The following is a 22,456-nucleotide window of genomic DNA, read 5'->3' on the forward strand; positions in this document are numbered from 1 at the left end:
TTTTTATGTCTGTCTTAACGCAAATCCTCGGGCTGCATCGTCAGAATAATCTTCCCGACATTCTGCGAAGACTCCATCCGCCGATGGGCATCGGCTGCGCGGGACAACGGAAAGGTGCTGTCCACCACCGGTTCCAGACTCGCAGCGCCGGCGAAGCGTTTCAGCCAGTGGTCGCGAAAGCGCTGGATCATCGCGTGCTTCTCCGGCTGGGTGCGCGACTTCATCACCGTTCCGATGATTTGCAGGTGCCGGTAGAGGATGTGCTCCAGCTCCACGTCGACCTTGCCGCCGCCGCCAAGAATGCCGACCTGCACCAGGCGGCCGCCGTGGGCCAGCGAGGCGATGTTGCGGGCGAAGTAGGGCGCGCCGACGAAGTCGATGATCACGTCGACCCCGCGCCCTTGGGTTTTGTCGGCGATGACTGCGGCGAAATCCTCGTTTTTGTAGTCGATGGCCACGTCGGCGCCCAGGTGTTCGACGCGCGACAGCTTGCTGCCTTCGGTGGTCGCGTACACCGTGGCGCCTGTGGCGTAGGCCAGTTGCACGGCAGCGGAGCCGACGCCGCCGGCGGCGGCATGAATCAGCACTGAGTCGCCTGACTTGAGTCGGGCCAGGTGCAGCATCGCTTCGTGGGCGGTGACAAACACTTCGGGAATCGCCGCGGCGTGCACATAGTCGAGCTGCGCCGGAATCGGCATGGCCATGCGGTAGTCGATGCGCGCCAGTTCGGCGTAGGCGCCGCCACCGACCACGCCCATTACCCGGTCGCCGACGGCGAATCCGCTCACCTCGCTGCCGGTCTCCAGCACTTCCCCGGCGATCTCCAGACCGATGATCAACGAGTCACCAAAGTTCGCATGGCCGTAGCCGCCTGTTCGGTGGGTCAGGTCGGCACGGTTCACGCCGGCCGCATAGACACGCACCAGCAGGTCGGTCGGGCGCACTTCAGGGTTGGGCGCTTCGCCGAGTTGCAGCACTTCTGCCGAACCGAACGCTTTCAGGTTGATGGCTTTCATCTCAACGTTACTCCGTGTCGGCAAGGGTGGCATTGGCGATGGCCGAGGCGGTGATGGCGCCCGGGAAACCGACGTAAAAGGCCAGGTGAGTGATCGCCGCCGACAACTCTTCATGGCTCACGCCATTGCTGACGGCGCGGCGCAGGTGCGCGGGTAATTCTTCGCAGTGGCCGCCGGCAATCAGCGCAGCGACAGTGATCAGACTGCGCTCGCGGGGTGACAAGGCGGGGTCATTCCAGATCTGCGGGTACAGCGTTGAGTCAACGAATTGCGCCAGTTTCGGGGTGAAGGCACGCGCGGCTTCGCGTGGGCTGCTGAAATCGATAGTCGACATGGAAATCCCCTTAAACCTGGCTGATGAATTTGTTGGTGAGGTAGTGCTCGATGCCTTCGATGCCGCCTTCGGAACCGTGGCCGCTTTCTTTCATGCCGCCGAAGGGCAGTTCGGTGGCGACGATGCGGTACTGGTTGATGCCGATCATTCCGGCTTCCAGGCCATCGGCGACGTCGATCGCGGTGCGCGCATTGGAAGTGAACGCGTAGGCCGAGAGGCCGTAGGGCAGGCGGTTGGCTTCTTGCAGGCCGTCGCTCAACTCATCGAAAGGCATCAGTATCGCGATGGGGCCAAAGGGTTCTTCGTGCATGATTCGCGCACTCATCGGCACATCGGCCAATACGGTGGGCTGAAAGAAGAAGCCTGCGCCCGGCAACGCTTCACCGCCGGCCAGCACCCGTGCACCTTTCTCGACGGCGTCGGCGATCAGTTGCTCCATCTTCGCCAGTTGCCGTGGGTTCGCCAGAGGGCCGACCTGGGTTTGCGGATCCATGCCATCGCCGATTTTCAGTGCCTTGGTGGCAGCAACGAAGCGCTCGACGAACTCGGCGTAGGCCTCACGCTGGATAAGAAAACGAGTCGAGGAAATGCACACCTGGCCGGTGCCGCGAAAGCGATTGGCGACGCCTTCCACAGCAGCCTTTTCGATGTCGGCGTCGGCAAACACCAGCACCGGGCCGTGGCCGCCCAGTTCCAGGGTGATCGGCTTGACGCCTTCGGCAGCGCGGGCCGAGAGCAGCCGACCGATCGGCACCGAACCGGTGAAGGTCACTTTGCGAATGATCGGTGAGGCAATCAAATGGCTGGACACTTGATCCGGCACGCCGAACACCACCTGCAGCACGCCTTTAGGCAGGCCGGCATCGTCCAGCGCCCGGGCCAGGGCCAGAGCGGTGGAAGGGCTTTCCTCGCCGGGCTTGAGCACCACGCTGCAACCGGCGGCCAGCGCTGCCGAGAGCTTGCGCGCCGGGGTGATGGCCGGGAAATTCCACGGTGTGAACGCTGCCACAGGGCCGATTGCCTGGCGTTTGACCAGTTGCAGTACACCCGGACGATTGGCCGGGACGACACGGCCGTCGATGCGTCGTGCGCTTTCGGCGAACCACTCGAAATATTCCGCCGCACGGGTCACTTCATCGAGGCTTTCGCGCAGTGGCTTGCCTTCTTCCAGCGTCATTTGCGCAGCGATGTGCGGGGCGCGTTCGAGGATCAGGTCGGCGGCACGCTTGAGGATTTTTGCGCGCTGGTCCGGCACGGTCTGGCGCCATTGGTCGAAGCTCAGTCGGGCCACTTCGAGGGCGTGATCCAGGTCTTCGGCGGTGGCCAGTGGCACCTGGCCGAGTTCCTCGCCGGTTGCCGGGTTGACCACGGCGGCGGTCGCGCGGTCTTGGGCGGTGAGCCATTGACCACCGATGAAGAGATAGAGCGGATCGTAAGGAGTGTTCATGGATGTCGCCTTCATGGTTGAGGATTCATTCGGCGCCTTGTACGCAGTGGTTCAGGCGTCCCATGGAATCCAGTCTATGGAAGGCGTGCCGTTTGATTTAGCCGGCCACGAGGGAATCATTGTTGTCCCAGAAGGTAATATCGATCCCAGGAGCGAGCGTGTAGGATCCGACGTTATCCGCAGTGAGTGGCAGGTCTACAGGACGATCAGGATGGACAAACTTTCAAACATGTCGGTGTACATCAAGGTAGTCGAGATGGGCAGTTTCACTGCCGTGGCCAACCATCTCGACTCCACCGTCGGTAACGTATCGCGTGCGGTCTCGGCGTTGGAAAACGTGCTCGACACCCGCCTGTTGCAACGCTCGACCCGGCGTCTCTCGGTGACCGACGCGGGCCGGCGGTTTTATGAACGCTGTGTGAAGATTCTCGCTGACCTGGAAAGCGCCGAAGCCGAGGCGAGCAATGCCGCCTTGCAACCACGAGGGACGTTGCGGGTGCACTGCGTGCCCGGACTGGCCCGGCAACTGGTGACCGGCGCGGTGCTGGAGTATCGCCAGGCGTTTCCCGAAGTGACCGTCGATTTGATGCTCTCCCAACGCATGCCCAATCTGCTTGAGGATCAGTTGGACGTGTCCATTCTGATCGCGCGAACGCTGCCGGATTCGGCGTATGTCAGCCAGAAGATCGGCGTCAGTCACTGTGTACTGGTGGCCTCCCCGCAATACCTGGCGCGGCATGGCGCACCCGAAACGCCGGAGCAGCTTTGCGATCATCAATGCCTGCTGCTCGGTACCGTGGATTACGTGCGCGATGAATGGCAGCTCAAAAGCAAGGCGGGCGACGCGACGTTCATCCCGAGCGGGCCGAGTTTCAGCGTGAACGATATGGACGCAATGGCCGTGGCCATTCGCGAAGGGGCGGGGATTGGTCTGCTGGCAGGCTTCACGGCGATCGACGATTTGCGTACCGGCAGGCTGGTGCGGGTGCTGCCCGATTACCACACCTACGAGCGCAATGTTTACGCGGTCTACACGTCTCGCCAGTTTGTCGATGCGAAGATCACTCGATTCATCGATACCTTGAAAACCCGGGTCGGCGCGCAGTTGGCGAGCACTGCTCAGGCGCTTATCGATTGAAGCGGTAAAGGCATTTGCGTCTCAGCGAGCCAACTCTGAGACGCAATGGGTGTGCGAGGTATTGGCCAGATCAACCGTTGCTGCAGCCGCTGCCCATGACCTCGTATTGCAGGATGTGCTGTTTGCCTTGGGAATCCTGATAAGTCATGTGCACCGGCACTACAGCGCAGACATCCGGCACGGGATCTTCCGAGATGATTTTGGCGACGTCGAGGTGACTGGCGTAGGTGTATTGCTCGACTGGTGGCGTGGTAGTCGATTCCTGAGCCATGACCACCGAGCTGAAGCCGAAGAGTGCGAGGACGAGCATTGAGACTTTCATGGAAGATGTTCCTTTGCTGAAGTTGAGTGCGCTGCTGGAACAAACTCTATGCGGCGGCTGGCGGGGGAAACAGGCGCGGATCGGGTAAAGACTGTTTACGGTTTGAGCCACAATCGGCATGTGGTGAACGGGCGCGCGGGGTTCAGCGCAAACAAAAAAGGCGCCGGTGAGGGCGCCTTTTTGCATATCTGGGTTTTTTACGGCTCGCCATGCAATCGGCAGCTACGAAAGCACTGGGCTGATTTCGGCGGATTTCCCTGAGTAGCTTGCCACTCGTGCCGAAATCCACTTGCGGCTGTAAGCCAGCACATGGTCTGCAGTGGCGGTGGGGAAGTGGATGAAGCCATGCGGACACTCCGGCAGCACGTACATCTCCACCGGCGCCGCGTGTTGCCAGCACTCGGCGATGAGCCGCGTGTCATCCAGCAGCGGATCGAGGTCGCCGGCAAACAGCAGCGCTGGTGGCAGTCCGCTGAAATCGCCGTACAGCGGCGACAGCGGTGGCTGGCGTCGTTGTTCGTCGCTGATGTCCGGCGTGAGCAGGCGCAACGCTTCGACCATGCCGGGGCCGTCGAGCACCAGAGTTTCGGCGGGCGCGGCGCGCACGCTGGGCGTGCCGGTCAGGTCGTAGACGCCGTAATACAGCAGCGCCCCGCAGATCCGTTGCAGCAGTTCGGGCGAAGATTTGAGGGCGAGCAGGGTGGCCGCCGCCAGATGCCCGCCGGCCGATTCACCGACGACGATTACGGGCAGCCCGGCAAACTCGCCATCGTTCAAAATGCCGCGAGTGGCACGCAGGCAGTCGTCCAGCAAGCCCTCGATCGGCGTCGAAACGGCCAGCCGATAATCAACCGAAACCACCGCCACGTCGCAGGTGTTGACGATGGCGATGTTGAAGTTGTCGTTCATCTGCGCATTGCCGATCACCCAGCCGCCACCATGGAAATCCAGCACCACGCCTTTGGCTTTGCCCTTGGGGCGGATGATGCGCACGGGCACCGTGTCGATGATCTTCCGTTCGGCGCTCAGCCCATGCTGGCGCAGCTTGCCGTCGCCGCCGAGCTGACCCGCCCGCAGCAACGCCTGAATCAACCTCGGGGTAAGGCGATTGCGAATCTTGAAACGCGGCAGCCAGGCGAGCTTTTTGTTGAACGCGCGAACCTGCGCCAGCTCGCGCTCGCCTTGTGGCCACGGAAAATCGCTCACAGGCGATTCTTCATCAGGATCGAGCAGTTCAGCGCCGCCGCAACGCACAGCCACGCCAGGTACGGGAACAGAATCAGCCCGGTGACCACGTCCAGTTGCAGTGCGAGTACCACCATCACGGCGACGACCACCCACAGCACCGCCAGAATCACCAGCGCCGCCAGCACCTGATGCGCGCCGAAGAAAACCGGCGTCCACAGCGTGTTCAGGGCGATTTGCGCGGCCCACAAGGCCAGCACCGTTTGGCTGCCGGGGATCAGGCTCAAGCGATAACCGGCCCAGGCCAGCAGCAGGTAGATAATCGTCCAGGCCACGGGAAAGGCCCAGTTGGGCGGGGTGAAGGAGGGTTTGGTCAGCGCTTCGTACCACGGGCCGGGCTTGAACATCACGCCAGTGGTTGCCGCCGCCGCGCAGGCCAGAAGGAAGATGAAAAAGGTCATTGCCAGTCCTTAGCTGTGATCAGCTGTTATGGAGAGTTAAGAAGAGGACGCTTCGCTGCGCAAAAAGTTTGTTTGCAAACGCAAAATGGCAGTCAGGTTGAACTAAAAGCTGACCGTCGCGTCAGGATAAACACTGCCTTTTCCCACCGACGCGGACGACATCATGTACACCTATCACATCGAATACCGTTTCAACGGCGAGCCTCGTACTTATCTGCTCGAACTCAAGGAAGCGCAACTGGCCGAGCACGACGCGGCGATGCATCTGCTGGAACTGCATCTGGGCGATGCCGAAAACAGCCTGGTCATGCCCACGGCGGATTCGACGCCAGAACAGATTCTCGAGCAGGCCGAGCGGGTAGGGATTACACATATCCGGGTGGTCAGCCGGACCAATTGACCTTCACGGTCCATCGCATTCCAAGCCGCTGTCCCCGCCACTGCAATAACGATCCCGGCCGTGCTGCTTCGCCGCATAAAGCATCTTGTCGGCCGAATCGATCAGCATGGCGGGGCTCACCTCCTGTTCGGCGGGTTTGCCGACCGCAATACCCGCGCTGGCGGTGACGTGGCCCAGCGGATGAGCTCTGTGCTCGAGCCTCAAGGATCGAATGGCCTCCAGTATTTCCTGCGCCACAAGCGCCGCCCCGCGAATATCGGTGTTGGGCAGCAGCACGGAAAACTCCTCGCCGCCATAGCGCACGGCAAGATCACCCGGTCGCTTTACCGCCTGCGCAATGGCCTGTCCGACAGCGCTCAGGCAATCATCACCTGCCGCGTGCCCGTAGCTGTCGTTGTAGAGCTTGAAGTGATCGACATCGATCATGATCAGTGAGATCGACGAACCCTGGCGTCTGGCCAGGCGAATTTCGTCAATCAAAGCAGTGTCCAGCCGCCGACGGTTGGCCAGTCCGGTCAGGCTGTCGGTCAGAGCCATGTCTTTCATGGCTTGGTGTGCCCGACGCAAATCCTTTTCCATCACCATTCGCTGGCGCAGTTGTCTCAAGACGATCAAGCCGAAGACCGTGAATGCGATGATTACCGACAACAGCACAAACCCGGTTTTGATCAGATCCCAGCGCCACGGCGCGATGATCGATTCGCGCGATAGTCCGGTTTCCACCACCAGTGGGTACGTGCTCAGCGCGCGGTAGCCATACAAGCGCTCGGTGCCGTCGACGATGGCTTTCACCTCGGCGATCCCTTGGTTGGAAAAGGGCAGGTAGTTCTTGAAAACCTCACTGTCGGCGAGGCTCTGACCGATCACCGAGGCGATGAAGGGGCGACGCACAAGAATGGTTCCGTTGCGCAACGCCAGTACCAGCGCGCCCTTGTCGTCAATCTTGAAATCGCCGTAATAGTCGACGAAGTAACTGACCTTGATCGTCCCCAGCAGCACGCCGGCGAAGGAGCCGTCCGGGTTATTCAAGCGGCGGGAAATCGGGATGATAAGGTCGTCGGTGGATTTGCTTGTGACGACATCTCCGATGCGCACGTTGCGATCGGTGTGAGTGCGGTGATACTGGAAGTAATCGCGGTCGGCGTTGTTCGCCGGGTCCGGTATGTTTTCCTTGTCGGTGACGATCCAGTGCCCGTCCGGGCCGTAGATGAACAGCCCATGCAGCTGCGGCATCAACTTGGCTTGCTGGACCAGCAACTTGTGGATGCGTGGTACGTCGATGTTTTGCAAGCCGTCACCTTCAACGCGCTCGCCCAGGGCGGCGGTCAATACGTCCACTTGGCGGATAGCGTCCTCGGCATGCTGCGCGGTTGCGCGAGCGAGGTTGGTGACCGAATCGCGCGCCGACGAGAAGGCCGCATGATAGTCACGCCAGGTGCGCCATCCTTCCACACCGAGAAACGCCAGAATGACCGTCAGCAGGAAAATCACGGTCAGGCGGAAGGCAGCGATATCACTCGCCGCTTTGATGGGAGCCGTTTCTGCGGCGTCATGCCCCTTGGTTTCGGGCATTTTACGACCGAGCATTCAAAGATCCTTATGCTTGTCATCTCTCATCTACTGAAAGATGACCATCCTTTTCCACTGGGGATTCAATTTATTGGCATGGTCAGGCGGCGGCCATTGGATCGTTCAAAGTCATGCCCGGTCAACATCTGTAATTGAAGCGCGCCCTGAGGTGAGACTTGTGAGTGAAATCATCACCGCCGGTGACTTGAACATCGACCTGCAAAACGCCAACGAAACCGGCCTGTTCAAATGGCTGCTGGCGAGTTTTCTGATGGGCAAAAGGATTCAAGGCGCCATCGCCGCCAAGGCGTATCAAGTCATAGTAGAGCAGCATCACAACGACACCCCGCAAATGCTCGCGCAGTGTACGCACCGTCAACTGGTGTCGATGCTAGGGCAGGCGCGTTACGTTCGCTACGATGAAAGCACGGCGTCGCGACTGCTCGCGCTGGCCAACAAGCTCAACAGCGAGTACGCCGGTAAGGTGAGCAACATCGTGGCGGCGAGCGCGGATCGCAAGGCGCTGGAGAAGCGCCTGTCCGAGTTCGAGGGGATAGGGCCGAAGACCGTTGAGATCTTCATGAGGGAAGCGGCTGCGGTGTTGTTTTGAACGCCCGATAGCAAACCAAGGTTCACATCGCAAAGAAGGTTCCCGCCAGTTCGCTCATCAGGATCAGCGTTCCGCCGGCGAATATCGCACAGCCCAGCACAAACTGGAGGCCCGGGGCGACGCTCAGGCTTGAGGGGAAACTCAGGTTTTTATAAGTTCTCATGTCGCGCTCCTGTTACCGATGAAAACTTTCAGCCCCGTCGATTGAACGGTTGCGCTGCGCCAATACGCGCTTGGCGACCACCGGCATCGTGGGCAAGGCGTCGTCGACGGCTGGATGTCCGTCCGCTGGCGGGACGGCAGTCTCCTCGGCGAAATTGTTCGGCAGCAGGGTGCCCAGGCCAAAAACATTCACCGCCATGCTGACTCTCAATCCTCGACAGGCCTGTTTGCAGTCCAGCTCAAAACCGGCGTATGCGTGCTCCATCAAACGTTGAAAATGTTCAGAGGTCAGTGCCGAGACTTTGCTGTTTTTCATGTTGATCACCTTGAGCAAGTGGCGACCCCGATCCGGGGCCGCCGGACGGGGTTCAGACATCTTTGCCTTGCACGTAACCGGAGCCCAGATCAGCACCGGTCACCGGCTCGCTGAGTGGGTCAGACGCCGTGCGGATCTTCATGGCTTCCAGGACCTCTGCGTCGTCAGCAGGGAGGCTGACCGTCGCCAGACCGTCACCGCCATCAACTGCCGGCTCTGGAGTTTCCACATATTCCCACGCACCGCCCTCGTTCCACGGACCACGAACGTTGGGCTCGCCAGACATGTTGAAGTACTTGTTGGTGAACTCCGGCATGCCCGGCAGTTTGCCCTGCGGGAAGTTTGGCTGGATCGAATGCAGGGCTTTTTCGAAGGACTGTTGATGGGCGATCTCCCGCGTCATCAAGAAGCCCAGCGCCTCTTTGACGCCCGGATCATCGGTGATGTTGATCAAGCGTTCGTAGAGAATTTTCGCTCGCGCTTCGGCTGCGATGTTGGAGCGGAAGTCGGCGGTCGGCTCGGTGATCGAGTCAACGTAGGCCGCCGTCCACGGTACGCCAGCGGAATTGACCAGAGGCGCGCCTGCGCCATAGAGCAGGCTGGTGATGTGCGAGTCATTACCGGCGCCATTCAGTGCGCGATACAGCTCGCCTTCCTCCTGAACGCCCTCGGCGAGTTGACCTTTGGCGCCTTTGTTGAGCATGACGATGATCGAGCCGACCACCTCAAGGTGGCTCAACTCTTCAGTGGCAATGTCCAGCAGAAGGTCTTTGCGCCCTGGATCTTCCTCGGCCAAGGCTTGGGTGAAATAACGCGCTGCCGCGGCCAGTTCGCCATTGGCGCCCCCGAATTGTTCCAAAAGCAGATTGGCCAGACCCGGGTTGGGCTCGGCCACTCGAACGGTGTACTGAAGTCGCTTGTTATGTATGAACATTCAAATTTTCCTCAGACCAGGCTATCGCGCCTCGACCCTTGTGGGCGTTGGCGCATGCATAGTTGTGAGGAGGGCGCGCAGCAGAAATTTCGTTTTTTGCCGAGTGGCAGGACAGGCGGCAGAGGGCGGAAAGTTCCGTAAACAGGACGGTTGGCTTAGCCACGTACCTCGACCAATGTGGGAGCGAGCCTGCTCGCGAATGCGGTACGTCAGCCACCGATTTGGCGGCTGATCCAGCGCTTTCGCGAGCAGGCTCGCTCCCACCTTGGTTCGTTTGCAATCAAGCGATTTTAAGCGCCCTCAGCACAGGCAGCGTTTGCTCGGCAAACACCTGCGCCTGTGCGGTCAGCGCGGCGATATTGGCTTCAGCGGTGAGCAGCGGCTGGCCATTGTCGACCAGCACTTCACCTTGTTCGCTGATCACCCCCCACGCCAGTTGCGCCCATTCGGCCGGCTGCTGTTTGCCCTGTTTGATCGAGATCAGGAACAACTGCTGGAAGCGGCTGACCGTCACGCCACCACCGGTGACCGGGCTGGCCAAGGTCTGGATGTTGGCGCCGTACAGTGAGCGTTTGCACAGTTGCAGATTGAGCGCGGCGCAGCGACCGCTGACCTGCGACTCGGCGGCCTCGCTCTGGCACGGAGCGACAGCGCCCATACCGATCAGCACGGCCAGGGCTTGTTCGAGGTCGTCGTAAGCCATTGCAGTCTCGGAGAGCAATTGGCGCATTGATTTGGCCGCATAGTTCTGCGCCGCCAAGGCATCGAGCACCGGGCCGTAGATTTCCGCTTGCAGGGTCGCTTCGCCGGCAGGACCGGTGACCGAACCCGCGACAGTTTCCCAGGGTTGCAGCAACGCGAAACGGCTGTGCAGCATTCTCGCCCGGCGTTCGGCAGCGGACAGGCGCGTCGCGCCACGCACGTACAGGTCGCGGCGGAAGTGCTGGTTGACGAAGTAGTCCCGTGCTTGCTCGCGCATGATCGGGTGTTCGATGGTTTCCAGGAAGTCCATGCCTTCGGCGCTCAGGTTGAGCGGGTCGACCGAGTCCAGCGGCACTGCCGTGGTGGCGTAGTCAAGCTTGGCCGGGGCCAACGCGTCGACCATGTCGGCGAAGTACATGCAGTTCCAGTCGCGGTTGAAATATTCGTGGGCGACGTAGTGACGATCCTGGCCCTTGATGCTCTGTAGCCGCGCGCCCAGGCTCGGCGCCGCCGCGGCATACTTCGGATTGGCCGCGAGCAACGCTTCGGAAAACTCCAGTGCGGCGTCGATGCGCTCATCGGAGCGCGCCGAGGCGTTGGCGAAACGGTCATGCAGGCTGAACAGATTGCGCAGCGGCGCCGACGGCGACCAGCCGGGGAAGCAGTTGTAGCTGACGTAGAGCATGCCGCCCGGTTTCAGGTGGCGGCGGGCGAATTCGACGATCAGCTTCTGGTTGTCGCGGCTGACCCAGGTCCAGATACCGTGCAGGCTGATGCTGTCGAACTGCGGCAGATCGTTGCGTGCGAGCAGTTGTTCGAAGCTGTCGTCATACAGACGCGCGCCATTGTTGGCGGCAGTCGCGAGGTCGATGGCATGGGCCGCCATACCCGGGTGAAAGTCCGTACCGACAAACGAACCCGGGTTGGCGGTGGCGTGGATGTTGATCGACACGCCCTGACCGAAGCCCAGTTCGCAGTGCACGCCGTCGTTGCTTTCCAGCGTGGCGAACCCGCGCAACAACAGGCAGTAACGCAGGAACACCGGATTGATCTCCCGGCTATAGCTGTAGGTGTAGCCTTCGTCGGTGAAATAACCTTCGTTCCAGGCGTTGCTCATGGGTACAGCCTCTTGTTCTTGAAAGTGATGGCAGTCTTATAAGGGGTTGTGATTGCGCGCGACAAATTGAAAAAACGGATACTTCCCCAAACCCTGTGGGAGCGAGCCTGCTCGCGAAAGCTTTTTTTCAGCTTGAATATAATCGGCTGACACGCCGCTTTCATGAGCAGGCTCGCTGCCACAGGGATCTTCAACACATTCAAGCAGGATTGATGGACCAATCACGCACCCCACGGCCCATTCGCGCAGGCATTTTGTCGCCTGCCGAAACTGTCATATTCCATCTCACTCGCCTGCCCATAGTGACCAGCCCAACGCTGATTTCATGAGGCTGCACTGTGTTCCAACGTCTTCTGTGTTCGCTGTCCGTTCTGAGCCTGTCCATCGGCGCTGCCCACGCGGCCGAGCCTGTCGCCCTCGACACGCCGCGCTTGTCCGGCATCGACAACTTCCGCGACATCGCCGGCACCACTACCGCGTATTCCACCGCCCACGACGGCACTATGCGCAGCGGCGTGTTCTACCGCTCCAACGCATTGACGCCGTCGGCGGCGGATCTGGCGACGCTCAATGGCCTCGGCATCAAAGTCATCTACGACCTGCGCACTCCCGGTGAAATTGCCGCCACGCCCGACACGATGATCACGGGCGCGGCCTATCGCAACATCGACATCATCGGCAGCACCACCTCGGGCTCGAACATCACCAACATCTCGTTCCACAGCGCCGCCGAAGCCGTGGCGATGATGGAAGAAACCAACCGCGCTTTCGTCAGCGATGCCGGCATGCGCGGGCAGTTCGGCCAGTTGTTCAATGAGCTGGCCAGTGTCGACGCCGCGCAGTTGTTCCACTGCACCGCCGGCAAGGACCGCACTGGCTGGACCGCCGCCGTGTTGCAGAGCATCGCCGGCGTCGATGAGGCGACGATCATGGCCAACTACCTGGCGACCAACGACTACACCGCCGCCCGCGTCGCTGCGACCCTCAAAGCACTGCCGCCGAGCATGGCCGCCGTCTACGAGCCGCTGCTCGGGGTGCAGGCCAGTTACTTGCAGGCCGGTCTCGACCAAGTCGCCGCCGAGTACGGCAGCATGGACAACTACCTCAAGCAGGGCCTCGGTCTGTCCCAGGAAACCATTTACGTACTGCGCGGCAAACTCGTCGAGTACAACAGCTTGCCGGGCCAGGCCGGGCTGGTCGGCAACGCCGCTGCTGGTGCCGAGTTGCTGCGGCAGTTGCAGAACTCCGAGCTGTCCGGCACCTACAGCGCTTACAACTACTACCTGCAATCGGCGATCGACGCCGGCACTCTGGGCGGTGTCGAATCTCAAGTCGGCGGTCAGGTCCACGCTGATGCGGCCAGCTACCTGCTGCGGCAGAACGCGATGATCGAACAAGCCGCCGCACCGTTCGCCAGCGGCAGCGATTTGAAGGTCGGCCAATACCGCCTGTGGAGCACCGCGCTTGCCGGCTACCTCGGCACGGACGGCTCGGCCCATGCCGAGAGCAGCAACGAACACAGCCAGGGCCTGATGCTCGGCATCACCCAGCGCTTCAGCGAACAACTCAGTGCGCGCGCCGGTTTCGGCTACAGCAAGGGCAGCGTCGGCGGGGCGAGTGGCGAGGCTGATACTGATTTCACCTTTCTCAACCTCGGTGCGCGTTACGGCCTCAACAGTCTCGAGCGCGGCATGTTTGTCGACGCCAGCGCCAGCGCCGGTTACGTCGACTACGACAGCAAACGCGAGCTTGATGGTGGCCTCGGCACAGCCAAAGGTGACACCCACGGCAATCTCACCGGCGCGACCTTGGCGCTGGGTTATCGCGCACCGCTCAGCGGAGTGATTGTCGAACCGAGCCTGGGCTTTCGCGTCAGTCATCTCGACTTGCAAGGTTTCAAAGAGAAGGGCAGTGAACTGGCGCTCGACGTCGACGGCATCAAGCAAACCCGCCGCAGCGCGGTGGCCAATCTCGACGTGTCATTTGCCCCGGTGACGATGGGTGCGTGGCAGTTGGTCCCGGGTGTTCGCGTGGGCTATGAACGTGCGCTCGGCAATCAGCAAGTCGACAGCGAAGGCCAGCTGCTGGGGCTGGATATCGAGCAGCGCGCGGCGTTCGACAACCGCGACCAGTTCAGCGGCGGCGTTAATCTGATGGCCAACCTCGGCGCACTGAGTGTAGGCGCTGAGGTCGGGGCCAACGGTGGCGGTGACAGCCATGGTTTCAATGGCGGACTCAAGGCCAGTTACGCGTTTTGAACACAGCGAGCCCGGCAAATTGCCGGGCTCTTGCGCTCAAGCATGCTGCGCACGCGAAGGTTGCTGTGTGCGTGCTGGCTGCGCGCTGGGTTCGGGCAGGGAGGCGACATGCACGGTGCGCGCCGGGAAGGCGAACGTCGCGTCCAGCTCGGCCACCGCTTCCATGATTGCCAGGTTGATGCGTTGCTGCACGTCCATGTAGACGTTGTAGCTGGCGTCCAGAACGATATATACCGTCTCGAATTCCAGCGCGCTCTCACCAAAACTGCGGAAATGGCAACGGTCGAAGCGTGCCTGTTTTTCGTTCTTGATGATGTTCTCAACGCGTTGAGTGATCTGGCGGATCTGTTCGCTGGTGCACTCGTAAGTCAGACGAAACTCGAACACCACTCGACGTTCCTGCAAGCGTTTGTAGTTCTGAATGGTGCTGCCGATCATGTCGGCGTTGGCCATGACAATCTGCTCACCGCCCAGACTGCGGATGCGCGTGGTCTTCAGGCCGACGTGCTCGACCGTACCGGCCAGCGTGCCGACGACGATGAAATCGCCCACCTCAAACGGCTTGTCCACGGCAATCGACAGCGAGGCGAACACGTCGCCGAGAATGTTCTGCACCGCCAGCGCCACCGCGATACCGCCGACACCGAGGCTGGCGACGAATGCAGTGATGTTGACGCCCAGGTTCGACAGCATCGCCAGCAGTATCACCGCCCACAGCAACACCTTGACGCCCCACAGGCTCAGGGTCGCCAGGGCGCTCGCCTGAAAAGTGCCGGTCGCGTTATGCCGCGAGAAATACCGATGCAACCCCAGCGCCAGCGCGCGGTTGGTCCACAGGCCGACCTGCAACGCCGCCACCACGAACCATAAACTGCTGACCCGCCCGAGCCAGCGCTCCGGCAAATCCAGCAAGCCGATGCCGACCAGAATCGATGCCAACAGCAGCAACGTGGTGCTGGTCGCCGCCAGCACTTCGCTGGCCATGTAGGTCAGATGCCCATTGCCGGCGCTGGCCCGCGCCTGCACCTTGCGGAACACGAAACGGATCGCCGTGGTGGTCAGCAGATAACTGAGTGTCGCTGCGAGGAACGCCAGCACCCAGTTCGCCAGTGGAATTCCTAAAATCGTGTGAGCTGTGAAAAAGCCGATGAAATCCTCGGTCATGGAAACCCCCTTTTCGCCAAGTGACCTGTCTGGGGTTAGTCGCCCTGAGATTCCTGCTGTTCAATCAAATGCAGGTTTCGCCGGACCGAATGGTCACCGCCTGGCCTTCAACTCCGCTGGGCTTACGCCGTAAGCGCTTTGAAAATACTGACAAAAGCGCCCGACATTGCTGAAGCCAAAACGCAACGCCACCTCCGTCACGGAGCTTGCATGCCCGCGCACCAACGCCTCATACGCCCGCTGCAAACGCACCTGCCGCTGATACGCCACGATCGACATCCCGACAAAACGTCGAAAGCCTTCCTGCAAGGCGCGCTGGCTGACATGGCTCAACCGCGCCAGATCCACGCCACTGGCCAACTGCTGCGGATGCGCCTGAATAAATTCCATCGCCACCTTCACATGACGCGGCGCCACACACGGCGCCGGCCCCCGTAATGCCTCGGTGAAATTGTGCGGCCACGCCTCCAGCACCGCATCGATCAACATCTCGCGCAACCGTGACGGCATCAACGTTCCGCTGTTGATCAAGGCATCGAACTCAGTGCCCGTGGCCAGATCGATCAACGCCTTGAGGCCCTGAAAGGCTGGCGCATTCAGATCCACACTCGGCTCAAACACGATCTTCTGCACGACCGGTTTCTCCAGCAGCGCCGACAACCGCTCGGTGAGCTGAAGACGATCGATCGAAATGCCGTGATGGGCGTGATCATCAATAAAGCGCATCGAACGGATATCCGCTTTGTCGATCGCCAGACCGATGTGCGCCATGCCAATGGATTCAGTGACGTGGTTGAAAACGATCTTGCCGGCGGTGGGGATGACGAAAGTGATTTCGTTCTGCGGGTCGGGGAGGGCGACGCTGAAGTCGCCGTGGTAATGCATACGCCGAAAACTCACCCCGTCGTGCCGCCCGTAGACACCGCCGATGATGATGTTGGAGGGCGGCGGCGGAGTATCGGCGTAGCGGTTGCCGAAGAGCCTGGAGAACAGGGCGCCGAAGTCGGAAGAGGTGAGGTTGTCGGAGCGCAGGATGATCTTTTGGCGGGGTGGGGATGCAATTGCGATGGGCGGCATTTTGGAATGCGGGCTCTTGGGTCAACGGTCGAGATCGGACGAGCGTAGGAGGTGGGTGTGACGGTTCAGTGACAAGGCTGGAACCGTGGACTGCTTTCAAGCAAAAGCAGACAGCCGATTAATCGCACTTGCATATTCCCGGCAGACAGATCACCACCACCGAACATACTCGGGAAGGTACACATTCCAACGGCAGCTTCTGGCCGAAAAATAGATTCGAATATCTGGTGTCATTCGTAAGCAAACTGATCAATCAACCCCAGACGAGGAACACGTGTGTGGGGCCGCAACAAAGCGCCAGGAGCAATCACGGCGTTTGCGCCAATCTTGCAGCCGTCACCCACCAGCGCTCCGAATTTGCTGACGCCTGTTTCGATTACCTGATTTTCGTGGCGGATCTTGATATCGGCTCCGTCCAGTTCGTTACGGTAGTTGGCGATGATCGCGCCGGCTTCAATATTTACCGCTTCGCCAATCAATGAGTCGCCGACGAAGTTGAAGTGGGCAAGCTTGCTGCCATCGAGCATGAAGGTACTTTTCAGCTCGCAGCTCGGGCCAACGATGCAGTTTTTGCCGAGGTATACACCTCCCCGTAGATAAGCCCCCGCCGCAACGAAGCAGCCTTCGCCGATGATGATTGCGCCTTTGAGAACGGCGCCTTGCTCAACGATGGCGGTTTCATGAATCGCACAATAGTCGTGGCGCCGGTATCCCGGGCCGAGCGTTTCAAGCAATTCCAGAATCCGGCTCTCGCAATCCTGGGTCACCGTCCAAGGAGCAGTCGAGTCCACGCCCAGTAATGGCCATTGAGCGATGTAATCTTCGATTTTTGGCGATTTCATAAGAATCTTCCGAACAAGTGAGAGTGGGGCGTGGGTGGACTGTCGACGACTTGAACGACTCGCTATGCCTGCCAGTCGTACCTGTACAAGCATTTTCAAGGTACGGCGCAATGGATAAGACAATCACCGTGGATCAACTGGCAACCACTGATCTTGGATCAATCAACGAGATATGGCTCGGCGGGACCCATACCCAGTTATGCCTATGGCGTGCTGAACAAGTCTTTACCCACGAAATGCTCAGCGAGGGGACGCATGATCAGAATGTTCGACGCCTGTGCTTGCAGTTGGTTGACCCTGACGATCGAGAGGCAGTGGCACGTGTTGAGGCGGTAGCGCGCGAACGACTCGAAGAAATGGGCAAGCAGGGCGAGTTTTACCCGGCCGAGGCGGCGGACACTCGTCAATAGCCGCTGCGCATCTGATGAAAAGCGCTGCTGCTAAGGCAGCGCCTCAAGCGGGCTCCTCAACCCTGCGCACATCCCCCAACGAATCACGCTGCATCGACTGCAAATTCTTTTCGATGGTTTCGCACAGCGCTTCCATTTGAATCTGGTGTTCGCTGTGGCGAAACGGGCTTTGCAGGTCGGTGCCGATGCGCTCGATGGCCAGCAGCATGAACCCGACCACGGTCGACGCCAGCGGCGTGAACCAGCCGAGGGATTCGACCAGTCCTATCGGTACGATCAGGCAGAACAGCGAAATGAACAGCCGTGGAAAATACACGTAAGGGTAGGGCAGCGGGGTATTGGCGATCCGCTCCATGCCGCCTTGGCTGTTGGACAAGTCCACCAGCGTCGACTCAAGCCGCGCCAGACGAATACTGTCCAGATGCCCGGCCTTGTATTCGCGAGCGAGCAAAGTCGCCGAGCCGGTGAGGATATCGTTGGCAAAGTTATTGGTTGTGCCACTGCGGGCGAACTCTTCGGCGGGAATAAACGCCCGCACCTCGTCGGGACAAGGCTGGCCTTGCAGATGCGCGGCAAGGCAATTCACGTAAGCGACGTGGCGGCGCAACAGCGTCGATTTGACCGGGTTCACCTCGCCACCTGCGTCGTCCAGCAGCGTCAGCACCTGCCGGGCAAAGCTGCGGGAATTGTTGATCATCGACCCCCACAGCGTCCGCGCTTCCCACCAGCGGTTGTAAGCGCTGCTGTTGCGAAAACTGATCAACACGATCAACGCTGAACCGAGCAAGGTCAGCGGCATCAACGGCAGATTCAGCTTGGCGTTGAGAAACAGCATGAAGTCGACGGTGACGGCGATGTCCCAGAGCAGCAACCAGAACAAAGACCAGCCCACGTAGCCGAGGGTCTTGATGATCAGACGGTATTTTTTAACGATGGCAGCTTTCAAACGGAAACCTCGTGGCGAGCAGTTTGCTTAAACGCTTAAGCTCGGACGATGCCTGGCACCGGCAGTTCCCTGGTGGGGCGGTCAGCCGTCAGTCAGTCTGCAAAGAATCGCCCGTTGAATAGCTAATGCCCGCATGAAAAATCCTCGTCTCTCGATTGGACCGCGCTACGCTGGGTTTTGCCGCGCTCCCGACACCCTGGCTCGGCGGTCCGCCCGCTCGCCGAGTCGCCATCCCAGCAGACCCCACAGCAGTGCACACAACGCGCCGACCAGCGCTGCCATGCCAGCACCTTGGCTGAGGGCGTCCAGCGCGCTTTTCGCCCAGGCACTGATGGCGTCGCCGGCGCGGTAGACCACGGTGTCGATGAAGTTCTTCGCCTTGTACTTGCTTTCGGCATCGAGCGGGGCAAACAGCATCTCTCGGCCTGGGCGCACGAAGGCGTACTCACCGATGCGGCGCACGATCATCAGCGCGGCGATCAGGCCAAAGCCGGGGGCGAAGATCAGCCCGATAAACCCCGCACACATGACCAGCGGCACCATGGCCAACAGCACGCCGACACCGAGCCTTTGGGCGAGGCGTCCGGTGATGAACAGCTGACAGAGCAGGGCGCCCGCCTGCACGACAAAGTCGATGATGCCGAACACGCGCACCTGCGCCTCGCGGTCCGGGAAGTGTTCGGCGACGACGCGTGCCTGCTCGAAGTAAAGGAAGGTGGAGACTGTCGCCAGTAGCACCACAAAACCGCAGATGCCGAGCAGATAGGGTGATTTCAAAACGGCCGTCATACCGCTGAACGGATTGCCCGGCAACGGCCTGCGAGGGCTTTCGCTCGGCGCGGCATCGGGGCGTCCTGCGCCACCCCGTTCACGCCAGCGCATCAGCTGGCGCTTGAACCACATCGCAGCGCCGAGCAGAACAGCGGCCAGCAGCATCAGGCCGGACTCGCCCAGCGGACCGATCAGCAAGGCGCTCAGCGCAGGGCCACTCAGGCCGCCGACGCTGGCGCCCGCCGCGATGAACGCGAACAGACGTTTGGCCTGGGCACTGTCGAAGACATCGGCCATCAGGCTCCAGGCGACCGATACGACAAACAGGTTGTAGACCGATATCCACACATAAAATACGCGCGCCAGCCACGGGCTTTCCTCGCCCAGGAACAAGACGGCGAACAACAGCAGATTGGTGCAGAAGAATCCGTACACCCAGTCCACGAAATGCAGGCGCGGCACGCGTGCGCTGAGCCAGGCGAACAGCGGAACGGCCGCCAGCATGACCAGGAAGGTCGCGGTGAACAGCCACTGCAAGTTCTCGACGCCGGCAGTGATGCCCATCGATTCGCGGATCGGACGGAGCATGAAATAGCCGGCGAACAGGCAAACGAACAGCAGAAAACCGTTGAGCGCAGGGCGCAGCTCGTGAGCCTCGGCATTGATGATGGCGCCGGCGCGGTGGGCGAGAAGAGACGTATCCATGTTGCGCTCCTGTGGGAGTGGCGGGGCAATGGCACGGGGCCTGCCCCGTGCCGGGCGGTCAGCGGTAGGTGACGCCGGTCAGTCGCTCGGAGAGTTGCCACAGTGTGGCCGCATTCGAGCGATCGGCAGCGGCCGGCGGCATCTTGGCGAAGCCCAGCGGCCCGCGCTTCTCGTTATCACCGGTGGGGCCGTAGTAGGCGCCGCCGACCGCCTCCAGCGCCGTCGCCGCATACAGCGTGGGCAGCGCGCCCTGCGCTGCGGAATGATACAGGTCCCGCTCTACAGCCCATTGTTTGCCGAATTCACTGTCCAGGCCAGGCCCCCGGGCGATCAGTTCGGTCACGGCAACGCCGGGGTGCGCGGCGATGCTGCGTATCCCCCAACCGGCGGCATCGCTGCGCTGCTGCAGCTCAATGCTCCACTTTAGAACCGCCAGTTTCGACTGGCTGTAGCTGGCGAAAGGGTCGTAACTGCGCTCAGCCTGCAGGTCATCAAAATTAAGGCTTGCGCGCCCGGCGGCGATGCTCGACAGGCTGACCACCCGACCATCGTCGCTTTTGCGTAGCAGGGGCATCAGCAGGCCGGTCAAGGCGAAATGCCCCAGGTAATTGGTCGCCAATTGCATCTCGTAGCCATCGGCGGAAACGCCTCGAACAGGCGGCGACATGATCGCGGCATTGTTGATCAGCACGTCGAGCCTCGGCAGGCGCCCTTGCAGACGGTTGGCGAGGTCGCGCACCGATTGCAGATTGGCAAGGTCCAGCGTTTCGAATTGCACGCGCGCCTCGGGCACGGCTTGCTTGATCTTCGTGATCGCTTCGCGGCCGCGCTCGGCGTTGCGTGCGGCGATGATCACCTCGGCACCGGCTCGCGTCAGGGCCAGCGCGTCTTCATAGCCCATGCCGCTGGTTCCTCCGGTCACCAGCACAATGCGGCCTTTCTGGCTGGGCATATCGTGGGCTGACCAGTCCGGCTTCGGCTCCGTTTGGGGAGCAGCCTGCGCAGCCAGTGCGCCGGCCATCGCGGAAATGGCGAACAGCATTCGGGTGGCCTTGAGAAGGCGTTGGGTCGCAGTATTGCTCGGCGTAGCGGGTGAATGAATCATCGGGGAGTTCTCATTCGCGTCATAGATTCCCGGTTGGCGGGGCGAGTGAGCAGTATCGGTGTACGGATACGCGACGATAAGTCGGGCATTGGTGGATGGCCCGTACGGTATGGCGTACAGTCAGCCGCTTGCGGAGGAAGCATCCATGCGTAAACCAAACCTTACCGATGTGTCGATATTTGCTGCGGTGGTCGAGGCGGGGGGATTTCGTGCTGCCGCGCAAAAGCGCGGGCTGTCCGCCTCGTCGTTGAGCGACTGCATGCGTCGGCTGGAAAGCGACCTGGGCGTGCGCCTGCTCAATCGAACCACGCGCAGCGTCACGCCAACGGCGGCCGGCGAACGATTGCTCGAGCGCCTGCGCCCGGCCTTGCAAGAAATCGACGCCGCTTTCAACGATCTCGACGACGACGCTCAGCGCCCGGTCGGCACGCTCAAGCTCAATGTGCCAGTGCCGGTGGCACGCTTTCTGTTGCCCGACCTGCTGGCGCGTTTTCTGCGCCTTTATCCAGGGGTCAGTGTCGAAGTCGTCATGGACAACACCTTCGTCGACGTCAACGCTGGCGGGTATGACGCCGGCGTGCGCTATGAAGAGAGCCTGGCCAAAGACATGATCGCCGTGCCCATCGGCCCGCGTCGCCAACGCTTCGTTGCAGCCGCCGCCCCGGGCTATCTGGCTGAACGCGGTACGCCCACTCACCCCGAAGAACTGCCGGGCCATGACCTGCTTGGCCATCGGTTCGAGAGTGGCAAAGTCGGCGTATTCGAGTTCCATCGAGACGGCCGTATCGTGCGTATCCCGCCTCAGGGGCAACTGCTGACGTCGTCGCACGATCTGAAAATTCGCTCGGCCATCAACGGACTGGGCATCGTCTATACCTTCGAGGACTTTCTACGCGAGCCGCTTTCCGACGGTCGACTGGTGCCGATTCTCGACGACTGGTGGCAGTCCTTCGACGGCCCGTTTCTTTACTACCACGGCCGCCGCCACATGCCTTCGCCGCTCAGGGCGTTTGTGGGTTTTTTGCGGGGGGAAGGGGAGATTGCGGAGAGTGCATGTGTTTGAAGCGCTGTTTCGTGAGGTCAATGCACGGTCTGCCAGCAGGGCGCCCGTGGCGGCGGGCAGCAATCGGCCATAAGGGGTCAGTCATCGGCGCGTGTAAACGCGTCCAACTGACGCGCCGGACCAACCCGTTGGTGGCCGACGATATCGCATGGCACATAGCTATCCTCTCGGGTAGGATTAGGATCCAAATGTCGATCAAAGGGAAGTTGGTATGAGTTTTTCATTGGCTGAAAATCCTGAGTTAATTTTGGGTGGGGCGCTACTGCTTTGCCTAGTGGTTGTCGTCAGCTTTAAATTCGTGCGAAATCGGAATGTCAGAGTTAATGCAGACAACGGTTCTGCTGCCATCAATGGAAAGAATTCGGGAAATATAACCATCAATCATAATAAAGAGAAGTAGCA

At 60.8% G+C, this 22,456-nt stretch carries 24 protein-coding genes; 7 read left to right on the forward strand and 17 right to left on the reverse strand.

Annotated features, from left to right (window positions below; all coding sequences use genetic code 11):
- Positions 1-14: 14 nt before the first annotated feature.
- From PspCFBP13508_RS00765 to PspCFBP13508_RS00775, 3 genes are read right to left on the reverse strand one after another with little or no spacing between them, the layout of a single operon-like run.
- A complete protein-coding gene (locus PspCFBP13508_RS00765; protein WP_137213349.1) occupies positions 15-1,016 on the reverse strand; it encodes an NAD(P)H-quinone oxidoreductase in 1,002 nt (333 codons plus the stop codon).
- 7 nt (positions 1,017-1,023) lie between these two features.
- Complete coding sequence (locus tag PspCFBP13508_RS00770) at positions 1,024-1,350, reverse strand: carboxymuconolactone decarboxylase family protein (protein ID WP_137213350.1); 327 nt, start codon at positions 1,348-1,350, stop codon at positions 1,024-1,026.
- 10 nt (positions 1,351-1,360) lie between these two features.
- Positions 1,361-2,797 (reverse strand): NAD-dependent succinate-semialdehyde dehydrogenase, encoded by a 1,437-nt coding sequence (locus PspCFBP13508_RS00775; protein ID WP_137213351.1) that lies wholly within the window; start codon positions 2,795-2,797, stop codon positions 1,361-1,363.
- Positions 2,798-3,008: 211 nt separating this feature from the next.
- Here PspCFBP13508_RS00775 and PspCFBP13508_RS00780 point away from each other — a divergent pair, with 211 nt between their 5' ends.
- Positions 3,009-3,935, forward strand: a complete 927-nt coding sequence (locus tag PspCFBP13508_RS00780; protein ID WP_041480513.1) for a LysR family transcriptional regulator — start codon at positions 3,009-3,011, stop codon at positions 3,933-3,935.
- 70 nt (positions 3,936-4,005) lie between these two features.
- Here PspCFBP13508_RS00780 and PspCFBP13508_RS00785 read toward each other — a convergent pair whose 3' ends face one another.
- From PspCFBP13508_RS00785 to PspCFBP13508_RS00795, 3 genes are all read right to left on the reverse strand, one after another.
- The gene (locus PspCFBP13508_RS00785; RefSeq protein WP_016774351.1) at positions 4,006-4,257 is read right to left on the reverse strand and encodes a DUF2790 domain-containing protein; all 252 of its coding nucleotides are present in this window, start codon (positions 4,255-4,257) and stop codon (positions 4,006-4,008) included.
- 222 nt (positions 4,258-4,479) lie between these two features.
- Positions 4,480-5,463 (reverse strand): alpha/beta hydrolase fold domain-containing protein, encoded by a 984-nt coding sequence (locus tag PspCFBP13508_RS00790; RefSeq protein WP_137213352.1) that lies wholly within the window; start codon positions 5,461-5,463, stop codon positions 4,480-4,482.
- Complete coding sequence (locus PspCFBP13508_RS00795; protein ID WP_137213353.1) at positions 5,460-5,903, reverse strand: TspO/MBR family protein; 444 nt, start codon at positions 5,901-5,903, stop codon at positions 5,460-5,462. The genes PspCFBP13508_RS00790 and PspCFBP13508_RS00795 overlap by 4 nt, the downstream gene beginning before the upstream one ends.
- A 163-nt stretch (positions 5,904-6,066) precedes the next feature.
- On the opposite strand from PspCFBP13508_RS00795, the gene PspCFBP13508_RS00800 reads away from it, so the two are divergent.
- A complete protein-coding gene (locus PspCFBP13508_RS00800) occupies positions 6,067-6,303 on the forward strand; it encodes a hypothetical protein (protein ID WP_016774354.1) in 237 nt (78 codons plus the stop codon).
- A gap of 3 nt (positions 6,304-6,306) precedes the next feature.
- Here PspCFBP13508_RS00800 and PspCFBP13508_RS00805 read toward each other — a convergent pair whose 3' ends face one another.
- Positions 6,307-7,890 (reverse strand): sensor domain-containing diguanylate cyclase, encoded by a 1,584-nt coding sequence (locus tag PspCFBP13508_RS00805; protein WP_137213354.1) that lies wholly within the window; start codon positions 7,888-7,890, stop codon positions 6,307-6,309.
- A 160-nt stretch (positions 7,891-8,050) separates the two neighbouring features.
- Between PspCFBP13508_RS00805 and PspCFBP13508_RS00810 the strand changes: the two genes are divergently transcribed.
- Positions 8,051-8,482: a DNA methylase gene (locus tag PspCFBP13508_RS00810; RefSeq protein ID WP_137213355.1), complete on the forward strand. Its 432-nt coding sequence runs from the start codon at positions 8,051-8,053 to the stop codon at positions 8,480-8,482.
- 22 nt (positions 8,483-8,504) lie between these two features.
- Here the strand turns inward: PspCFBP13508_RS00810 and PspCFBP13508_RS27330 are convergent, their stop codons facing one another.
- From PspCFBP13508_RS27330 to PspCFBP13508_RS00830, 4 genes are all read right to left on the reverse strand, one after another.
- Positions 8,505-8,645, reverse strand: a complete 141-nt coding sequence (locus PspCFBP13508_RS27330) for a hypothetical protein (protein ID WP_161984061.1) — start codon at positions 8,643-8,645, stop codon at positions 8,505-8,507.
- A gap of 12 nt (positions 8,646-8,657) precedes the next feature.
- Positions 8,658-8,960, reverse strand: coding sequence for a hypothetical protein (locus PspCFBP13508_RS00815; protein WP_137213356.1), 303 nt, complete (start codon positions 8,958-8,960; stop codon positions 8,658-8,660).
- A gap of 52 nt (positions 8,961-9,012) precedes the next feature.
- Positions 9,013-9,894: a manganese catalase family protein gene (locus PspCFBP13508_RS00820; RefSeq protein WP_016774362.1), complete on the reverse strand. Its 882-nt coding sequence runs from the start codon at positions 9,892-9,894 to the stop codon at positions 9,013-9,015.
- Positions 9,895-10,174: 280 nt separating this feature from the next.
- Positions 10,175-11,713 carry a class I SAM-dependent methyltransferase gene (locus tag PspCFBP13508_RS00830; RefSeq protein WP_137213358.1) on the reverse strand — a complete coding sequence of 513 codons (1,539 nt, stop codon included), beginning with the start codon at positions 11,711-11,713 and terminating at the stop codon, positions 10,175-10,177.
- A 338-nt stretch (positions 11,714-12,051) separates the two neighbouring features.
- On the opposite strand from PspCFBP13508_RS00830, the gene PspCFBP13508_RS00835 reads away from it, so the two are divergent.
- Entirely contained in the window at positions 12,052-13,971 is a 1,920-nt protein-coding gene (locus PspCFBP13508_RS00835) for a tyrosine-protein phosphatase (protein ID WP_137213359.1), read from the forward strand.
- Positions 13,972-14,007: 36 nt separating this feature from the next.
- Here PspCFBP13508_RS00835 and PspCFBP13508_RS00840 read toward each other — a convergent pair whose 3' ends face one another.
- The 3 genes from PspCFBP13508_RS00840 to PspCFBP13508_RS00850 form a co-directional block, all read right to left on the reverse strand.
- Complete coding sequence (locus tag PspCFBP13508_RS00840) at positions 14,008-15,135, reverse strand: mechanosensitive ion channel family protein (protein WP_137213360.1); 1,128 nt, start codon at positions 15,133-15,135, stop codon at positions 14,008-14,010.
- A gap of 93 nt (positions 15,136-15,228) precedes the next feature.
- Positions 15,229-16,212 carry a helix-turn-helix domain-containing protein gene (locus tag PspCFBP13508_RS00845; RefSeq protein WP_137213361.1) on the reverse strand — a complete coding sequence of 328 codons (984 nt, stop codon included), beginning with the start codon at positions 16,210-16,212 and terminating at the stop codon, positions 15,229-15,231.
- Between the two features lie 230 nt (positions 16,213-16,442).
- The gene (locus PspCFBP13508_RS00850; protein WP_137213362.1) at positions 16,443-17,054 is read right to left on the reverse strand and encodes a transferase; all 612 of its coding nucleotides are present in this window, start codon (positions 17,052-17,054) and stop codon (positions 16,443-16,445) included.
- A gap of 110 nt (positions 17,055-17,164) precedes the next feature.
- On the opposite strand from PspCFBP13508_RS00850, the gene PspCFBP13508_RS00855 reads away from it, so the two are divergent.
- Positions 17,165-17,464: a hypothetical protein gene (locus PspCFBP13508_RS00855; RefSeq protein WP_073475000.1), complete on the forward strand. Its 300-nt coding sequence runs from the start codon at positions 17,165-17,167 to the stop codon at positions 17,462-17,464.
- Positions 17,465-17,507: 43 nt separating this feature from the next.
- On the opposite strand, the gene PspCFBP13508_RS00860 is transcribed toward PspCFBP13508_RS00855, so the two are convergent.
- The 3 genes from PspCFBP13508_RS00860 to PspCFBP13508_RS00870 all read right to left on the reverse strand — a co-directional run bounded on the left by PspCFBP13508_RS00860 (position 17,508) and on the right by PspCFBP13508_RS00870 (position 20,928).
- On the reverse strand, positions 17,508-18,410 hold the full coding sequence (locus PspCFBP13508_RS00860) for a bestrophin family ion channel (protein WP_024012629.1): 903 nt from the start codon (positions 18,408-18,410) through the stop codon (positions 17,508-17,510).
- Between the two features lie 165 nt (positions 18,411-18,575).
- The gene (locus PspCFBP13508_RS00865) at positions 18,576-19,886 is read right to left on the reverse strand and encodes an MFS transporter (RefSeq protein ID WP_137213363.1); all 1,311 of its coding nucleotides are present in this window, start codon (positions 19,884-19,886) and stop codon (positions 18,576-18,578) included.
- A gap of 58 nt (positions 19,887-19,944) precedes the next feature.
- Entirely contained in the window at positions 19,945-20,928 is a 984-nt protein-coding gene (locus tag PspCFBP13508_RS00870) for an SDR family oxidoreductase (RefSeq protein WP_241669477.1), read from the reverse strand.
- Between the two features lie 208 nt (positions 20,929-21,136).
- On the opposite strand from PspCFBP13508_RS00870, the gene PspCFBP13508_RS00875 reads away from it, so the two are divergent.
- Both PspCFBP13508_RS00875 and PspCFBP13508_RS00880 read left to right on the forward strand, forming a co-directional pair.
- On the forward strand, positions 21,137-22,054 hold the full coding sequence (locus PspCFBP13508_RS00875) for a LysR family transcriptional regulator (protein ID WP_137213365.1): 918 nt from the start codon (positions 21,137-21,139) through the stop codon (positions 22,052-22,054).
- Between the two features lie 211 nt (positions 22,055-22,265).
- On the forward strand, positions 22,266-22,454 hold the full coding sequence (locus PspCFBP13508_RS00880) for a hypothetical protein (protein WP_137213366.1): 189 nt from the start codon (positions 22,266-22,268) through the stop codon (positions 22,452-22,454).
- The last annotated feature ends 2 nt before the right edge of the window (positions 22,455-22,456 follow it).

This window comes from Pseudomonas sp. CFBP13508 (genome assembly GCF_005233515.1).
Taxonomy (GTDB): domain Bacteria; phylum Pseudomonadota; class Gammaproteobacteria; order Pseudomonadales; family Pseudomonadaceae; genus Aquipseudomonas; species Aquipseudomonas mercuritolerans.

What these genes read in the sequence shown, in the direction of transcription:
- PspCFBP13508_RS00815 (WP_137213356.1), bottom strand. Translation starts at nt 8,960, where the DNA reads ATGAAAAACAGCAAAGTCTCGGCACTGACCTCTGAACATTTTCAACGT.
- PspCFBP13508_RS00880 (WP_137213366.1), top strand. Translation starts at nt 22,266, where the DNA reads ATGAGTTTTTCATTGGCTGAAAATCCTGAGTTAATTTTGGGTGGGGCG.
- PspCFBP13508_RS00870 (WP_241669477.1), bottom strand. Translation starts at nt 20,928, where the DNA reads ATGCTGTTCGCCATTTCCGCGATGGCCGGCGCACTGGCTGCGCAGGCT.
- PspCFBP13508_RS00830 (WP_137213358.1), bottom strand. Translation starts at nt 11,713, where the DNA reads ATGAGCAACGCCTGGAACGAAGGTTATTTCACCGACGAAGGCTACACC.
- PspCFBP13508_RS00840 (WP_137213360.1), bottom strand. Translation starts at nt 15,135, where the DNA reads ATGACCGAGGATTTCATCGGCTTTTTCACAGCTCACACGATTTTAGGA.
- PspCFBP13508_RS00795 (WP_137213353.1), bottom strand. Translation starts at nt 5,903, where the DNA reads ATGACCTTTTTCATCTTCCTTCTGGCCTGCGCGGCGGCGGCAACCACT.
- PspCFBP13508_RS00855 (WP_073475000.1), top strand. Translation starts at nt 17,165, where the DNA reads ATGGATAAGACAATCACCGTGGATCAACTGGCAACCACTGATCTTGGA.
- PspCFBP13508_RS00845 (WP_137213361.1), bottom strand. Translation starts at nt 16,212, where the DNA reads ATGCCGCCCATCGCAATTGCATCCCCACCCCGCCAAAAGATCATCCTG.
- PspCFBP13508_RS00785 (WP_016774351.1), bottom strand. Translation starts at nt 4,257, where the DNA reads ATGAAAGTCTCAATGCTCGTCCTCGCACTCTTCGGCTTCAGCTCGGTG.
- PspCFBP13508_RS00770 (WP_137213350.1), bottom strand. Translation starts at nt 1,350, where the DNA reads ATGTCGACTATCGATTTCAGCAGCCCACGCGAAGCCGCGCGTGCCTTC.
- PspCFBP13508_RS27330 (WP_161984061.1), bottom strand. Translation starts at nt 8,645, where the DNA reads ATGAGAACTTATAAAAACCTGAGTTTCCCCTCAAGCCTGAGCGTCGCC.
- PspCFBP13508_RS00850 (WP_137213362.1), bottom strand. Translation starts at nt 17,054, where the DNA reads ATGAAATCGCCAAAAATCGAAGATTACATCGCTCAATGGCCATTACTG.
- PspCFBP13508_RS00805 (WP_137213354.1), bottom strand. Translation starts at nt 7,890, where the DNA reads ATGCTCGGTCGTAAAATGCCCGAAACCAAGGGGCATGACGCCGCAGAA.
- PspCFBP13508_RS00865 (WP_137213363.1), bottom strand. Translation starts at nt 19,886, where the DNA reads ATGGATACGTCTCTTCTCGCCCACCGCGCCGGCGCCATCATCAATGCC.
- PspCFBP13508_RS00875 (WP_137213365.1), top strand. Translation starts at nt 21,137, where the DNA reads ATGCGTAAACCAAACCTTACCGATGTGTCGATATTTGCTGCGGTGGTC.
- PspCFBP13508_RS00775 (WP_137213351.1), bottom strand. Translation starts at nt 2,797, where the DNA reads ATGAACACTCCTTACGATCCGCTCTATCTCTTCATCGGTGGTCAATGG.
- PspCFBP13508_RS00820 (WP_016774362.1), bottom strand. Translation starts at nt 9,894, where the DNA reads ATGTTCATACATAACAAGCGACTTCAGTACACCGTTCGAGTGGCCGAG.
- PspCFBP13508_RS00780 (WP_041480513.1), top strand. Translation starts at nt 3,009, where the DNA reads ATGGACAAACTTTCAAACATGTCGGTGTACATCAAGGTAGTCGAGATG.
- PspCFBP13508_RS00765 (WP_137213349.1), bottom strand. Translation starts at nt 1,016, where the DNA reads ATGAAAGCCATCAACCTGAAAGCGTTCGGTTCGGCAGAAGTGCTGCAA.
- PspCFBP13508_RS00800 (WP_016774354.1), top strand. Translation starts at nt 6,067, where the DNA reads ATGTACACCTATCACATCGAATACCGTTTCAACGGCGAGCCTCGTACT.